The following is a 14,111-nucleotide window of genomic DNA, read 5'->3' on the forward strand; positions in this document are numbered from 1 at the left end:
CATGCCCAACAACCCGCCCGACGAAGGGAACACCGTGGGCCAGCAGACTGACGACCAGCCGAAGGCCCTGAAGCCAGCGCTCGAATCCATGACCCTGCTGGTCGCCGCGGTCATCGTCCACGACAAGGCCACCAACCGCGTCGCCCTCCTCCAACGCAGCCAGAACGCCAAGTTCGCCCAGGGCATGTGGGACCTCCCCGTCGGCAAGAGCGAACCGGGCGAGCCCATCACCGAGACGGCCGTCCGCGAGTTGTACGAGGAGACCGGCCTGACGGTGAAACCGGAAGCCCTGAAGGTCGCCCACATCATCCATGGAGCCTGGGGCGTCGAAGCCCCGAACGGTTTCCTCACCGTCGTCTTCGCCGCCCACGAGTGGACTGGAGAACCCGAGAACCGCGAACCCCGAAAGCACTCCCAGGTTCGCTGGGTCGACACCGATGCCATCCCGGAGGAGTTCGTTGTCACAACAGCCGGCGCTCTCCACCGCTACCTCATTGGTGGGCAGCAAGTCTCCCTCGATGGTTGGGGCTAGTCGTCCTCCATCCTCCGTACCGCTGCGGTGGACTTTCGGCCTGAATCCGCCTCAGGCGCCCGGCCGTGAGTGGTTCGGCGGCCCGGTCGCGGAGGGCGGCGTCCCGCCGGACGAGCTTCCGCCGGACGAACGGGGCCCGCCCGGACATGATCCGGGTGGGCCCCGTTTCGCCTGCCGGATGCGGGGAGTTGGGGTGCGGGGCGTGCGGGGGCGGGCACCACCGCTTGGGCGGGGGACCGTTCAGAAGCCTCCGCCGTCGAAGCCGCCGCCTCCCCCGCCGTCGCCGAAGCCCCCGCCGTCACCGCCGAAGCCGCCTCCGAAGTCGTCGGGGTTGAAGTCGGCGCCGGAGTGGTCGCCGCCGTCGGGGCCGCTCCAGCCACCGCCGTCGGCGTACGCGTTGGGGCCGCTCAGCACGCCGCCCAGCAGGGTGCCGACCAGCAGGCCCGGCAGCAGGCCGCCGCCGAAGTAGCCTCCGGCCCACGGGGCGTACGCGGGGCCGGCGTCCCAGTAGGGGCGGGGGCCGTTCTCCGTGGGGACGGTCCTCGACATGGGTTCCTGACCGTCCGCCAGACGGGCGGCGTCGGCCGCGCACACCGGCACCGTGCGCGGGGACCCGCCGGACGGGGACCACTCGGCGTCGGCCGTCGAGGGGCCGTGGCGCGGGTCGAAGAAGCACGGCGGGCGGCGTTCGGGCAGCGGGGTGCCCGCGCGGCGGGCGGCGAGGGTGGCCAGCGCGAAGCGGCCCTCTTCGAGCCGCTCGGTGACCGGACGCACGTCGGAGGGGCGCCGGGCGGTCTCCATCGCGGCCTTGGCGCCGTCGTAGGAGTCCAGGGCGCGGGTGTAGTCCTCCCGCATGGCGTCGTCCGCCGCCGGGTCCGCGGGATCGAAGTCGAGGCGGTCGAGTTCCTCGCCGAACGCGGTGATGTCCTCGTCGACGACCGTGCGCAGCTTCGCCAGGGCGGCCCGCTCCTCCTCGGCCCTCCTGCGCCGGTTGCGGCGCGACAGGAGCACGACCCCGGCGCCCCCGGCCACCACGAGGACGCCGAGCGCGATGGCCACGCCGGTGCCTCCACCGCCGCTTCCCGAGCCGCCGCCCCACGAGGAGGGGGCGTGTCCCCTGGCCTGCTGGAGCGCCGCGGTGACGAAACTGTCGAGTTCGGCGGCGGCGCTGCCCGCGTTGGAGCGCTTGACGGCGGCCGTGAGGTTGACCACCGCGTTGTGGGGCATCACCCGCGGGTCCGCGCCCGCGTTGAAGCCGCTGCCGAGCCGCACCGCGTAGACGCCGGCGATGCCCGCCTTGGTCCGCAGATCGGGCAGGAGGGTCTGCGGGGGGAACTCGGGGGCCCGCGGCAGCACGGCCACGAAGACCGGCTTGTCGGCCTTCTTGATCTTGGAGGCCAGCGCGTCCGCCTGCGAGGAGGAGAGCTGGTCCGAGGCCCGCGGGTCGACATAGACCGGGGACTTGCGCAGGGACTCGGCCACCGTGTCGAGGCCGGCGGCGGCCTTCGCGCTCGGCGCGAGCAGGGCCGCCGAGGCCAGGGCGGCGATGATCACCGCCAGCAGCGCTCCCAGGAGCCTGCGACGCGACGGCGCTGCCTGCGCGTGTACGACGACCACACCTACGACGCTACCCGAACACGGAGGAATCGGACGGGTCCGCAATCCCCGCGCGGGCCCTCTCCGCGGCGTCGTTGAGCTCGGCCGACACCCGCTCGGCCCGTGAGTGCCCCGGGGCCATCCAGTGGTACATGCCCACGGCGAGCGCTCTGACGGAGGAGCCGTCCGAGGTGTCGATCCGCAGTCCGCTGCGGTCGGGAGCCACCGCGACCACGGCCCGCAGGGGGAAGCGCCTGCTGGAGAACCAGTTGCGAACCACGATCGCGTCCTCGGTCAGCTCGATACTGCGCAGATACGACTGGAGGAGCACCGCGGCTCCCCAGAGCGCGAGCACGGCCATGACGACCGTGAAGGCGTCCCTGAGCTCCGCCCGGTCGGCCCTCGTCCGCGCGAGCAGGCACGCACCGCCGATGCCTGCGAGCCCGACGGCCGTGTGGGCGACGCGGACGAGGGTGTGCAGGTGCCAGATGCGCATGGGCTCACGCTAGGTACTCCCCTGGGTCCGCGCGATCGGGCGGCGGGCCGGTGTGGGCCGAACAGGGGGGCCGGCCCGTGGGGAAGCGACGGCCCCGGCGCGCTACGGCGAGACCATCTCGACCCGGATGGTCTTGGTGTCACCGGCCCCCGCGGCGATGAGCCAGTGGCGGGCGAGCCGGTCCACTATCTCCATGCCCCGACTGCCCGGCTCGCTGTCGTCCGAGGGCCGCACATACGGTTGCCCCGGTCCGGTGTCCCGCACCTCCACCACCAGGGAGGGCGAGCGCCACGACAGGCGCAGCTCCTCCGGGGAGTCGGCGTGGATCATCGCGTTCGTCACCAGTTCGCTGACGACGAGGACGACGTCCTCGCCGAAGAGGGAGTCGTCGCCGATCTCCCACCGGTTGAGGCAGCGGCGGGTGAAGATCCTCGCCGCAGCACTGCTGCATCCCGTGTCCAACGGCATGCGGTAGGTCTCCCACAGGGCCTGCGACAGGTCGTCGTCGAGAACCCCTTCCTCGGCATGCGCCGGCCGCACCGCGTAGGCCGGCCGGCTCCGGGCAGCACGCATCTTCCAACCCCCGTAAGTCCTGCGTGGTCCGTGCTCTTGTCTGGTCTTGCGCCGTGCTCGCGGCGTCCCTCGTGGCGTCTTCCGCCGCTGTGCTCGTTCGGTGGCGCCCGTTCGGTGGCGCTCGTTCGGTCGCGCTCGTTCGGTCGCGCCCGTTCGGTCGCGCGGTTTCCGTCACACTCCCGCAGCCGCTCTCGGTCCGGCCCTTGGATCGGGCCCGTTCCTCCGGTTGCGGTCTTCCGGTGTGCTTTTCGCACCCGTTGATACGGCCTACCCATCCGTCCGCCTGATCCACCTTTGCGCCACGGACCACACCAGCCGGACACGTCCGGAACTAGAGGCTCCGCCTCTCGTGTGAGCGCGATCACGCCTGGTGAGCGGCCCTTCACCGGACGCGAGGGCCGAGCGGTGTCCGGCGTCAACTCCCCTTGACCCGCTGTTTCGAGCCGCGTGCTAGCGTCGGTTCGGCCTTCAAGCCTCCGGAGCTGTGTGCGCAGACTCGATTCCTGCCCAGGACCCCGGTCCTGTCAGGGCTCCGACCTCATCAGCGACAGCGACCGGGAAGAGAACTCGGAGTGACCACTCTGGAGTCGGTGCGCCGAGCCGACCCGCCCTCGGCGGCCAAGGCTCCGCGTGAAGCGCGGTACGAGCGGATCAAGAAGCTGCTGCGCCACCCCGTGGCGGCCGCCCTCCTGGCGGCCGGTGTGCTGCACCTGCTGTGGGCGCTGTTCCTGGCGACCGGCGGCGGTGACCTCGCCGCCCAGGACGCCTGGGCCGACTTCGTCAACGCCCATCCGTTCTCGGCGTACAACCTCGCCTGGTACGGCGGGATGCACCCCGTCTCCTACAGCGTCATCTCGCCCTATCTCATGGCGTTGCTGGGGGTGCGCACGGTCGCCGTGGTCTCGGGCACGCTCTCCGCGGGGCTGCTGGCGTTCCTCCTGGTGCGGGCGAAGATCTCCAAGCCGCTGCCGCCCGCCCTGTGGGGCGCGTTCGCGCTCAGCTGCAACGCGGCCTCGGGGCGTGTGACGTTCGCGCTCGGCGTGCTGTTCGCGCTGTGCGCCGTGGCCGTGGTGTTCGTCTCCCGCGGCGACCGGCGCCTGCGGGGAGCGGGGGCGGTCGGCTTCGGTGCGCTGGCCACGAGCGCCAGTCCGGTCGCCGGGCTGTTCATCGTCGTCATAGCGGCCGCGCTCTTCCTCACCAAGCGCCGCCCGCCCGCCTACGCGCTCGCCGTCGGGCCGATCGTGGTGGTCGGGGTCTGCGCGCTCCTGTTCCCGTTCCGCGGGATGCAGCCGATGCCGGTCTTCTCCGTGATACTGCCCGCCGGTACCGCGATAGCCGTGGCGGTGCTGGCGCCCAAGGCCTGGCGGACGGTTCGGGTGGCCGCCGGGGTGTATGCGCTCGGGGTGGTGCTGAGCTGGGCCATACCGTCGCAGGTGGGCACCAATGTGGAGCGGCTGTCCCTGCTGTTCGGCGGGGTGGTGCTGCTGGCCGCCGCCGCGACCCGGCCCAGGACCACCGCCATCTACCTGGCGTTCGCGGTCACCGCCGTGTGGACGGTGGCCAAGCCCGTCCGCGACCTGGTGATGACGACACCGGCCGCCTCCTGGACGGAGCAGACCGCCCCGCTGATCGCCGAACTCGACCGGGTCGGGGCCGACCGCGGCCGCGTCGAGGTCGTCCCCGAACGCTCGCACCGGGAGGCGTCCGGCCTGGCCCCGTACGTCAACCTCGCCCGCGGCTGGAACCGGCAGCTCGACGTGGACCGCCACCCCCTCTTCTACGACGGCACCCTCACACCGCGGACGTACCACGCCTGGCTGCGGCTGTGGGCGGTGCACTACGTCGTTCTCCCCAAGGCGCAGCCCGACAACGCGGCCGAGCTCGAGGCGAAGATCGTCAGGGACGGCCAGACCTGGCTCAAGCCCGTCTGGCGCGACCAGAACTGGGAGCTCTACCGCGTCACCGACGCCCGGCCCCTCGCCGAGGCCCCCGCGACCGTGCGCAAGACGGGTCCGGAGGAGATGACCATCGAGGTGCCGCGGGCCGGTTCCTACCTGGTGCGCATTCCCTGGTCGCCCTGGCTCAGCGTGCTGGACCAGGTCCGCACCGGTGGCTGCCTCACACCGGAGCGGGAGGGCGAGGACCTCCAGTGGACCCGGCTGCATGTGTCGTCGCCCGGCGAGTACCGGATCGGCGCCCACTACAAGATGCCGCGGGGTACGCCCTGCTGATGCGCTGAGCACGAGGCGCTGAGCGCGCTCCTCGCGGGGGTGGGGCGAACGGGGGCGGGCGGCGGTCGTCACTCGTCCCGTTCCGACGCCGCCTCCTCCAGGTCCAGCCGCCGCATGAGCGTGCGCAGCATCTCGTCGTCGATGCGCCGCTCGTCCCGCAGCCGCACGAACACGTCGCGCTCGGTCGCGATCATCTCCCTGGCGAGCCTGCGGTAGACGTCGTCCGCGCTCTCCCCCTCCTCGCTGACCGGGCCCAGCCGCTCCCAGACGGCGTTCTGCCGCCGTTCCAGGACGGTGCGCAGCCGCTGTTCCAGGGGATCCGGCAGGCGGTTGACGGGGTCGCGCACCAGCTCCTCGAGGCGCTCCTGGGCCGCGCGGGAGGCCTCGCTCTGCGCCTGGGCCTCGGCCAGCGTCTCGGCCCTGACATCCCGTTCGGGGAGCCCCAGGGCGCGCACCAGTCTGGGCAGGGAGAAGCCCTGGATCACCAGCGTGCCGATGACCGCGACGAACGTGAGGAAGAGGATCAGGGCACGGGCGGGGAAGGGCCGGTGGTCGTGGGTCGTCAGAGGGATCGAGAAGGCGACGGCCAGGGAGACCACTCCCCGCATGCCCGCCCACGAGATCACGAACGGGTAGGTCCACGGCGGAGCCGGGTTCCTCTCCCGGTGGCCGGAGAACAGCTTGCCCGGCAGATACGTCGCCGGATAGACCCACAGGAACCGCCCCGCGATCAGCGTGACCAGCACGATGACCGAGTACCGGGTCAGCTGGCCGGCCCCGTACCGGTCGATGGCCCCGACCACCACCTTCAGCTGGAGCCCGATCAGCGCGAAGACCAGCGACTCCAGGCCGAAGGTGACCATCTTCCACACGGCGCCCTCCTGGAGCCGGGTGGCGTAGTCGACCTCCCACTGGCGATGGCCGAGGTACAGGCCCACGACCACCACCGCGAGCACACCGGAGGCATGGAACGCCTCGGCCCCGGCGTAGGCGACGAACGGCGTGAGCAGGGAGAGGGTGTTCTGCAGCAGGGGTTCGCGGATGCGGGTGCGCAGCCAGTACAGCGGGGCCATCAGCACCAGGCCGACCGCGATGCCGCCCGCCGCGGCGAGCACGAACTCGGAGACGCCCCGCGCCCAGGAGAAGCCCTCGCCGACGGTCGCGGCCAGGGCCACCCGGTAGGCGGTGATCGCCGTCGCGTCGTTGAACAGGCTCTCGCCCTGGAGGATCGTCACGATCCTCGGCGGCAGCCCGACCCGGCGGGCGACCGCGGTGGCCGCGACGGCGTCCGGAGGGGCGACGACGGCGCCGAGCACCAGGGCCGCGGTCAGCGGGAGGTCGGGCACGGCCCAGTAGGCGACCAGGCCGACCAGGAAGGTCGAGAAGAGCGTGTAACCGACGGAGAGGAGCAGGACGGGGCGCAGATTGGCCCGAAGGCCGAGATAGGAGCTCTCCAGCGCCGCCGAGTGCAGCAGCGGGGGCAGGATCAGCGGCAGGACGAGATCGGGGTCGAGCGCGTAGTGCGGGACGCCGGGGATGTAGGAGGCCGCGAGCCCGGCGACCACGAGGAGCAGCGGCGCGGAGACATTGACCCGGCGGGCCGCACCCGCGACGGCGGCGCTGCCTGCCACGAGCAGCAGGATGGGAGAGGCGTCCATTGCCGTCCGTTCGGGGCGTTCGACGTTGTGCGGGACCACTCGGACCACGCGGGCCAGGCGTTTACCCTACGGTCCATGAACGGATGCCCGCATGCGGCCGAGCTGCCGACGCCCGAGCCCTCGCCGCGATGGGAGACCTGCCCGGACTGCCTGGAGAGCGGGCAGCACCCCGTCCAGCTGCGGCTGTGCCTGTCCTGCGGGAATGTCGGGTGCTGCGACTCCTCGGCCGGCCGACATGCCACCAAGCACGCGGGGGACACGGGGCACCAGGTGATGCGCTCGTTCCAGCCGGGAGAGTCGTGGCGCTGGTGCTACAGCTGCCAGTCGCTCGTCTGAGCCCGGTGAGCCCGATGAGCCCGGCCGCGCAACCCGGTGAGCCCGGCCGCGCAACCCGGTGAATCCGGCTGCCGGTCGCTCGTCGATCGGCTTCCATCCGTCCCTCGGGTCACAGGAGTTGTCCCCTGTTCGTCCGGTGCGTGAACGGGACCGCCGCCTTGTCCGAGGCAGTCGGTAATCTGGCCGCATGATCCGATCGGCAGCCGTTGAAGACATCCCCGAGATTCTCGCCATGGTCCGCGAACTGGCCGACTACGAGCGCTCGATCGAGCACGCGAAGGCCACCGAGGAGCAGGTGCGCGGGGCTCTGTTCGATGAGCACCCGGCGGCGTTCGCGCTCATGGCGGAGGACGACGAGAGCGGCGAGGCCGTGGGTTACGCCCTGTGGTTCCGCAATTTCTCGACGTGGACGGGCACGCACGGCGTCTACCTGGAGGACCTCTACGTCCGCCCGCACGCCCGCGGCGGCGGCCACGGCAAAGCCCTGCTCGCCGCGCTGGCGGACATCTGCGAGCGGCGCGGCTACGAACGGCTGGAGTGGTCGGTACTGGACTGGAACGAGCCGTCGATCGGCTTCTACAAGTCCCTGGGGGCCGTACCCATGAACGAGTGGACCGTCTTCCGGCTCTCCGGGGCCCCGCTGAGCGAGCTCGCAGCATCTCGTTCGAATTAAGTCGTCCAACCCCTGTCACTGTACGCACTCATTGACTTACCATGAGTGACAGGACGCAGGTACGGGGGCGTGCTCCGTCCGGGCGACATCGCGGCACAGATCGCGATAGCGTCACTGGGCGGTGCGCAGAGGGCGGACCGCGCGGCCGGGAAGGACGACCGGTTACCGCGACCAGCGGTGGGCGGCTGTCGCAGAACAGCGCAACCACCATGCGTCACCTTGGAGGTGAGGGTGTCCCAGATCGAAGGCGAGCCCGGAACGCAGGACTTCGTCGAGGTCCGGCTACCCGCGGCAGGGGCCTATCTGTCGGTACTGCGGACGGCGACCGCCGGACTCGCGGCCCGCTTGGACTTCACCCTCGACGAGATCGAAGATCTGCGAATCGCCGTCGACGAGGCCTGCGCCATCCTGCTCCAGCAGGCGGTGCCGGGCAGTGTCCTGTCGTGCGTCTTCCGGCTTGTGGGAGACGCCCTGCGGGTGACCGTATCGGCGCCCACCACAGACGGACGCGCTCCCGAGCGCGACACTTTCGCCTGGACCGTGCTTTCGGCACTCGCGGGCGAGGTCGACTCGAGCGTGGCCGAAGACCGTACCGTGAGCATCAGCCTGCACAAGAAGCGCGGTGCGGGCCCCGGGCTGTCGTGAGGACCATCGCCATGACCACCGCCTTCACCGCCGAGACGGCCCCGACGCCGACCGCGGGCTTCCCCAGTGCCGCGTGCCGGGGCTCCCTCGCGTCCCGGGCCGGCCGACGGCTCCCGGCGGTACAACCGTGTTCGACCCCAGCGCACTCCCACCAGGCGCCGGTGCGTCCAAAGCGGAACGGGGAATCGCCGTGAGCGAGACGGAACGCAGCACGGAGCGCGTCGCACCCGGCGTGCACGACAGGGCGCTGCCCACCCAGGCGGGGGCAGGCGGCCATGGCGACTCCGCCCGGGCGCGCGGCGGACCCGCGCCCGGGCACGGCCGGGTCGGGGCGGACGAACCGACCCGTCCGGGCAGGCCCGACACCACCGACACCACCGACACCACGGACACCACCGACACGGATCCGACCGGCCTCGCGGGGCCGATGGACCCGGTCGACCCGAACGGTTCCCCCGAAACGCATTCCCTCGAGTCAAAGGCGGCGACAGACCCAGACATGGCGGAGCAGGCGGAACCGATGGAACAGCACCACCTGCACGACCGCACAGGCGCGAAAGCGCTGTTCGTGGCACTGTCCAAACTGCCGGACGGATCACCCGAGCGGGCCGAGCTGCGCAATCAGCTGGTCCGGATGCACCTGCCGCTGGTGGAGCACCTGGCCCGCCGCTTCCGCAACCGCGGCGAGCCCCTGGACGACCTCACCCAGGTCGCCACCATCGGGCTGATCAAGTCCGTGGACCGGTTCGACCCCGAGCGGGGCGTCGAGTTCTCCACCTACGCCACCCCCACGGTGGTCGGCGAGATCAAGCGGCACTTCCGGGACAAGGGCTGGGCGGTCCGCGTCCCCCGGCGCCTTCAGGAGCTCCGTCTGTCGCTGACGTCGGCGACGGGCGAGCTTTCCCAGCGGCACGGCCGGGCGCCGACCGTGCACGAGCTCGCGGAGCACCTGGGCATCTCCGAGGAAGAGGTCCTGGAGGGCCTGGAGTCGGCGAACGCCTACAGCACGCTCTCCCTCGACGTCCCGGACACGGACGACGAGTCCCCGGCCGTCGCGGACACCCTGGGCGCCGAGGACGACGCCCTGGAGGGCGTGGAGTACCGGGAGTCGCTCAAGCCGCTGCTGGAGCAGCTTCCGCCGCGGGAGAAGAAGATCCTGCTGCTGCGGTTCTTCGGCAATATGACCCAGTCGCAGATCGCGCAGGAGGTCGGCATCTCGCAGATGCACGTCTCCCGCCTGCTGGCCCGCACGCTCGCGCAGCTGCGGGAGAGACTGCTCGTCGAGGAGTGACGCCGGGGCGGCGCGAGTGCCGGGCTACTCGCGCGGCCCGGACAGCGCCTCGGTCGTCGCGGGGTGGATCAGCGTGAAGGCACCGACGAGCGCCACGACGCCCAGACCCACCCCCGCCGCGATCATCCCGCCGCCGTTCTGCGCCATCGTCCAGGCCACCGGCAGGGCGAGCAGCTGAAGGACCAGCACCGGGCCCCGGCTCCAGCCGCGCACCTTCAGCAGGCCGCGGGAGGCCAGCAGCGGCATCAGGGCGATGCACAGCACCGCGACGCCTCCGACCTCGGCCCGCATCGGGTCGTCCGGGTCACCGACGACACCCTCGACCATCATGTAGACGGCCCAGGCCGCGAGCACCGCGCCTTCGAGGGCGGCCACCGCCGCGGCCACCGTCACGGTCGGCGGCCGGGAGGCCGGGCCCGCGGGAGTCGGGTCGTCCTGGGTTGACTGGGTCTTCGCGCTCACACCTTGAAGGGTAGAGGGAGGCGGAGTGTCCTCCGCACCGACCCGTGGCTACGCTTCCTTCCATGCGCGCACTCCTCGTGGTCAATCCGGCAGCCACCACCACGAGCGCGCGGACCCGTGATGTGCTGATCCATGCCCTGGCCAGCGATCTCAAACTCGAGGTCGCGGCCACGGAGTACCGGGGCCACGCCCGCGACCTCGGCCGCCGGGCGGCCGACTCCGACGACATCGAACTCGTCGTCGCGCTCGGCGGGGACGGCACGGTCAACGAGGTCGTCAACGGTCTGCTCCACAACGGCCCCTCCCACGACCTTCCGAAGCTCGCCGTGGTCCCCGGCGGCAGCACCAATGTCTTCGCCCGCGGGCTGGGGCTGCCCAATGACGCGGTGGAGGCCACCGGCGCCGTGCTGGACGCGCTGCGCACCGGAAGTGAGCGCAGTATCGGGCTCGGGCTCGTGAGCGGAACGCCGGGGACGACCGACGAGGCGGTGCCGGCCCGCTGGTTCACCTTCTGCGCGGGGCTCGGATTCGACGCGGGAGTGGTCGGCCGTGTCGAGGGACACCGCGCGGAGGGAAAGCGCTCGACCCATTCCCTTTATGTGCGGCAGGTCGTGCGCCAATTCCTGGGCGATCCGCACCGCAGGCGGGGCGCGATCACGCTCGAGCGGCCGGGCAAGGACGCCGTCGGGGGACTGGTCGTGGCCATAGTGTCGAACACCTCACCGTGGACGTACCTGGGGAACCGGCCGGTGTACGCCTCCCCGCTGGCGTCCTTCGACACGGCGCTGGACCTGCTCGCGCTGTCCAAGCTGTCCCCGTCGTCGGTCACCCGCTATGCCTCGCAACTGCTCTCCTCCTCCGGGCGGGGGCCGCGCGGCAAGCATGTGGTGTCCCTCCACGACGCCCCGGAGTTCACCCTCCGCAGCCGTGAGCCGCTGCCCTTTCAGGTGGACGGAGACCACTTGGGACTCCGCAGTAACGCCACGTTCACAGGCGTACGGCGAGCACTGCGTGTGATTGTGTGAGTAGAAGGGCCCTCTGGCCTTTTTCTCGAACTCATAGGCTGGTTTGCACCCCATGGAAGTACGCCTGTGAGCTAAGCGACACCAAGGAATCAAAAAAACCTTCCCCGAAGGGGTTGTATCCGGGGCCGAGGTTTGCGAGTCTCTTTCTTGGCAGTCGGGACGTCCCCTCAACGAGGGCCCCGAAGCCCGAAACCAACCTCACCCTTGCAGGACCACAGCGGGAGATCCCGCTTGCTGGCCCTTCTCTTGTGAGGGGATTCGTGAAAGCGTTCACATTCACAAGCGTGTCTGCGGGTAACCCCCCGCCGACAGGAGGAGATGGAGCAGCTATGGACTGGCGCCACCGCGCTGTGTGCCGCGAGGAAGACCCCGAGCTTTTCTTCCCCATCGGCAACACTGGTCCTGCGCTGCTGCAGATCGAGGAAGCCAAGGCTGTCTGCCGGCGTTGCCCCGTCATGGAGCAGTGCCTGCAGTGGGCCCTTGAGTCCGGCCAGGACGCCGGTGTGTGGGGTGGCCTCAGCGAGGACGAGCGCCGCGCGATGAAGCGCCGCGCCGCCCGGAACCGGGCGCGCAGCAACAGCGCCTGACAAAGACCCGCCAGACCCACAGCGCTTGCCCCGGGCCGGATCGCACATCCGGCCCACCCCCGAGACGCAGCGCGCAGTACGACCGCAGCACCGCAGTACCTGGCCCCGACCGGCTGAACCGGTCGGGGTCGGTTGTCTTTCCGGTGCGCCGGTCCGGCGTCCCTGTCGGCCGTCCGTCTCCGGAGAGTTCTCCGGTGCGGCTTCGGCGGCTGTTTCCGGCCATCCCTCGACGTACGCCGCGGGAACGGCGGTGCGGCGCCAGTGGTCCAGACCATGGTCTAGTCCGCGTCGATGCGCAGGTCGAGCAGGACCCGGGTGCCACCGCCGGGCGCGGGCAGCATGTCGAAGCTTCCCCCCAGTTCGCCGACCACGAGGGTGCGGACGATCTGCAGGCCGAGGTTGCCCGAGTTCTGCGGGTCGAACCCGTCCGGCATACCGCGCCCGTTGTCCGAGACGGTGATCAGAAGGCGCTCCTGAGCACGTGAGCCATTGCCGTCCAGGGCGCGGGTGCGCACCGCCCCGACCTCCACCTCGCCCTGGTCACCCGGCCCGAAGCCGTGCTCCAGCGCGTTCTGCAGGAGTTCGGTGAGGACCATCGACAGCGGTGTGGCCACCTCGGCGGCGAGTATCCCGAACCTGCCCACGCGGCGTCCGGCGACCCGCCCCGGGGACAGCTCGGAGACCATCGCCAGCACCCGGTCGGCGATCGAGTCGAACTCCACCCGCTCGTCCAGCGTCTGCGACAGCGTCTCGTGCACGATCGCGATCGAGCCCACCCGCCGCACCGCCTCCTCCAGTGCCGACCTGGCCGGGGCGGAGTCCATGCGGCGGGCCTGGAGGCGCAGCAGGGCGGCGACGGTCTGGAGGTTGTTCTTCACCCGGTGGTGGATCTCCCGGATGGTGGCGTCCTTGGTGATCAGCTCACGCTCGCGGCGGCGAAGCTCGGTGACGTCCCGGCACAGCACGAGGGACCCGATGCGCCGGCCCTTGGGCTTGAGCGGGATGGCCCGAAGCTGGATCGCGCACTCCTCGCCCTCCACCTCGGTCTCGCGCGGCGCCCAGCCGCTGGCGATCTTGACCAGGGCCTCGTCGACCGCGCCGCGCGAGGGCGCGAGGTCGGCGGTGACCTCGCCGAGGTGGTGCCCGACCAGGTCGGCGGCCAGGCCCAGGCGGTGGTAGGCGGACAGCGCGTTGGGGCTGGCGTACTGGACGATGCCGTCGGAGTCGAGGCGGATCAGGCCGTCGCCGGCGCGGGGCGAGGCATCCATGTCGACCTGCTCGCCGGGGAAGGGAAACGATCCTGCGGCGATCATCTGGGCCAGGTCGGAAGCGCTCTGGAGATAGGTGAGCTCCAGGCGGCTGGGGGTGCGCACGGTCAGGAGGTTGGTGTTGCGGGCGATCACACCGAGCACCCTGCCCTCGCGGCGGACGGGAATGGACTCGACCCGGACCGGCACCTCCTCGCGCCACTCGGGGTCGCCCTCGCGTACGATGCGACCTTCGTCCAGTGCGGCGTCCAGAAGAGGGCGACGGCCTCGGGGAACGAGATGGCCGACCATGTCGTCCTGGTAGGAGGTGGGGCCGGTGTTGGGGCGCATCTGGGCCACCGAGACGTACCGGGTCCCGTCGCGGGTGGGCACCCACAGCACCAGGTCGGCGAAGGAGAGGTCGGAGAGCAGTTGCCACTCCGAAACCAGCAGGTGGAGCCACTCGAGGTCGGAGTCGCCGAGAGCGGTGTGCTGGCGGACGAGATCGTTCATGGACGGCACTCCTGGAGAGTACCCGGATCCGGAAAGACGAAAGTGTGGACATCCGCAATTGGTCTAGTCCACAATAGGGAATAGCATTTAGCTCCACCCGCACCGCACAGGCGGGTGGTCGGAGGCGACGGCGTTCTCTGCCCTGACTGCGCAGCCGCCTCCCGGTCGGTCGACCGTGCTCCACGTGGTCCGCACACCCGTGGTGCCCGCGGCCGACGTCAGCTCCGGGCTGCGGTACCGGACAGG

At 71.1% G+C, this 14,111-nt stretch carries 14 protein-coding genes; 8 read left to right on the forward strand and 6 right to left on the reverse strand.

Annotation, left to right across the window (positions count from 1 at the left end; genetic code table 11):
* The first annotated feature begins 1 nt into the window (after position 1).
* A complete protein-coding gene (locus IEY86_RS09790; RefSeq protein WP_189131172.1) occupies positions 2-532 on the forward strand; it encodes an NUDIX domain-containing protein in 531 nt (176 codons plus the stop codon).
* A 240-nt stretch (positions 533-772) separates the two neighbouring features.
* On the opposite strand, the gene IEY86_RS09795 is transcribed toward IEY86_RS09790, so the two are convergent.
* The 3 genes from IEY86_RS09795 to IEY86_RS09805 all read right to left on the reverse strand — a co-directional run bounded on the left by IEY86_RS09795 (position 773) and on the right by IEY86_RS09805 (position 3,197).
* Positions 773-2,149, reverse strand: coding sequence for a hypothetical protein (locus IEY86_RS09795; protein WP_229698286.1), 1,377 nt, complete (start codon positions 2,147-2,149; stop codon positions 773-775).
* A gap of 10 nt (positions 2,150-2,159) precedes the next feature.
* Entirely contained in the window at positions 2,160-2,624 is a 465-nt protein-coding gene (locus IEY86_RS09800) for a PH domain-containing protein (RefSeq protein ID WP_189131173.1), read from the reverse strand.
* A gap of 102 nt (positions 2,625-2,726) precedes the next feature.
* A complete protein-coding gene (locus IEY86_RS09805) occupies positions 2,727-3,197 on the reverse strand; it encodes an ATP-binding protein (protein ID WP_229698287.1) in 471 nt (156 codons plus the stop codon).
* 572 nt (positions 3,198-3,769) lie between these two features.
* Between IEY86_RS09805 and IEY86_RS09810 the strand changes: the two genes are divergently transcribed.
* Positions 3,770-5,428, forward strand: a complete 1,659-nt coding sequence (locus tag IEY86_RS09810) for a DUF8823 domain-containing protein (RefSeq protein WP_229698288.1) — start codon at positions 3,770-3,772, stop codon at positions 5,426-5,428.
* Positions 5,429-5,496: 68 nt separating this feature from the next.
* On the opposite strand, the gene IEY86_RS09815 is transcribed toward IEY86_RS09810, so the two are convergent.
* The gene (locus tag IEY86_RS09815) at positions 5,497-7,086 is read right to left on the reverse strand and encodes a Na+/H+ antiporter (RefSeq protein ID WP_189131174.1); all 1,590 of its coding nucleotides are present in this window, start codon (positions 7,084-7,086) and stop codon (positions 5,497-5,499) included.
* 75 nt (positions 7,087-7,161) lie between these two features.
* Between IEY86_RS09815 and IEY86_RS09820 the strand changes: the two genes are divergently transcribed.
* The 4 genes from IEY86_RS09820 to IEY86_RS09835 all read left to right on the forward strand — a co-directional run bounded on the left by IEY86_RS09820 (position 7,162) and on the right by IEY86_RS09835 (position 10,031).
* Positions 7,162-7,422, forward strand: coding sequence for a UBP-type zinc finger domain-containing protein (locus IEY86_RS09820; RefSeq protein WP_189131175.1), 261 nt, complete (start codon positions 7,162-7,164; stop codon positions 7,420-7,422).
* A gap of 187 nt (positions 7,423-7,609) precedes the next feature.
* Positions 7,610-8,095, forward strand: a complete 486-nt coding sequence (locus tag IEY86_RS09825) for a GNAT family N-acetyltransferase (RefSeq protein WP_189131176.1) — start codon at positions 7,610-7,612, stop codon at positions 8,093-8,095.
* A 231-nt stretch (positions 8,096-8,326) separates the two neighbouring features.
* Entirely contained in the window at positions 8,327-8,740 is a 414-nt protein-coding gene (locus tag IEY86_RS09830) for an ATP-binding protein (RefSeq protein ID WP_189131177.1), read from the forward strand.
* Between the two features lie 190 nt (positions 8,741-8,930).
* The gene (locus tag IEY86_RS09835; protein ID WP_229698289.1) at positions 8,931-10,031 is read left to right on the forward strand and encodes an RNA polymerase sigma factor SigF; all 1,101 of its coding nucleotides are present in this window, start codon (positions 8,931-8,933) and stop codon (positions 10,029-10,031) included.
* 24 nt (positions 10,032-10,055) lie between these two features.
* Here IEY86_RS09835 and IEY86_RS09840 read toward each other — a convergent pair whose 3' ends face one another.
* Positions 10,056-10,493: a hypothetical protein gene (locus IEY86_RS09840; RefSeq protein ID WP_189131178.1), complete on the reverse strand. Its 438-nt coding sequence runs from the start codon at positions 10,491-10,493 to the stop codon at positions 10,056-10,058.
* Positions 10,494-10,555: 62 nt separating this feature from the next.
* Between IEY86_RS09840 and IEY86_RS09845 the strand changes: the two genes are divergently transcribed.
* Complete coding sequence (locus IEY86_RS09845; RefSeq protein WP_189131179.1) at positions 10,556-11,518, forward strand: diacylglycerol/lipid kinase family protein; 963 nt, start codon at positions 10,556-10,558, stop codon at positions 11,516-11,518.
* Positions 11,519-11,847: 329 nt separating this feature from the next.
* Complete coding sequence (locus IEY86_RS09850) at positions 11,848-12,105, forward strand: WhiB family transcriptional regulator (RefSeq protein ID WP_189131180.1); 258 nt, start codon at positions 11,848-11,850, stop codon at positions 12,103-12,105.
* Positions 12,106-12,383: 278 nt separating this feature from the next.
* Here IEY86_RS09850 and IEY86_RS09855 read toward each other — a convergent pair whose 3' ends face one another.
* Entirely contained in the window at positions 12,384-13,865 is a 1,482-nt protein-coding gene (locus IEY86_RS09855; RefSeq protein ID WP_189131181.1) for a PAS domain-containing sensor histidine kinase, read from the reverse strand.
* Between the last annotated feature and the right edge of the window lie 246 nt (positions 13,866-14,111).

The sequence above is a fragment of the Wenjunlia tyrosinilytica genome (assembly GCF_014646055.1).
Taxonomy (GTDB): domain Bacteria; phylum Actinomycetota; class Actinomycetes; order Streptomycetales; family Streptomycetaceae; genus Wenjunlia; species Wenjunlia tyrosinilytica.

Coding starts and splice junctions, on each gene's coding strand:
- IEY86_RS09800 (WP_189131173.1), bottom strand. CDS start 2,624: ATGCGCATCTGGCACCTGCACACCCTCGTCCGCGTCGCCCACACGGCC.
- IEY86_RS09820 (WP_189131175.1), top strand. CDS start 7,162: ATGAACGGATGCCCGCATGCGGCCGAGCTGCCGACGCCCGAGCCCTCG.
- IEY86_RS09855 (WP_189131181.1), bottom strand. CDS start 13,865: ATGAACGATCTCGTCCGCCAGCACACCGCTCTCGGCGACTCCGACCTC.
- IEY86_RS09825 (WP_189131176.1), top strand. CDS start 7,610: ATGATCCGATCGGCAGCCGTTGAAGACATCCCCGAGATTCTCGCCATG.
- IEY86_RS09790 (WP_189131172.1), top strand. CDS start 2: ATGCCCAACAACCCGCCCGACGAAGGGAACACCGTGGGCCAGCAGACT.
- IEY86_RS09845 (WP_189131179.1), top strand. CDS start 10,556: ATGCGCGCACTCCTCGTGGTCAATCCGGCAGCCACCACCACGAGCGCG.
- IEY86_RS09805 (WP_229698287.1), bottom strand. CDS start 3,197: ATGCGTGCTGCCCGGAGCCGGCCGGCCTACGCGGTGCGGCCGGCGCAT.
- IEY86_RS09815 (WP_189131174.1), bottom strand. CDS start 7,086: ATGGACGCCTCTCCCATCCTGCTGCTCGTGGCAGGCAGCGCCGCCGTC.
- IEY86_RS09850 (WP_189131180.1), top strand. CDS start 11,848: ATGGACTGGCGCCACCGCGCTGTGTGCCGCGAGGAAGACCCCGAGCTT.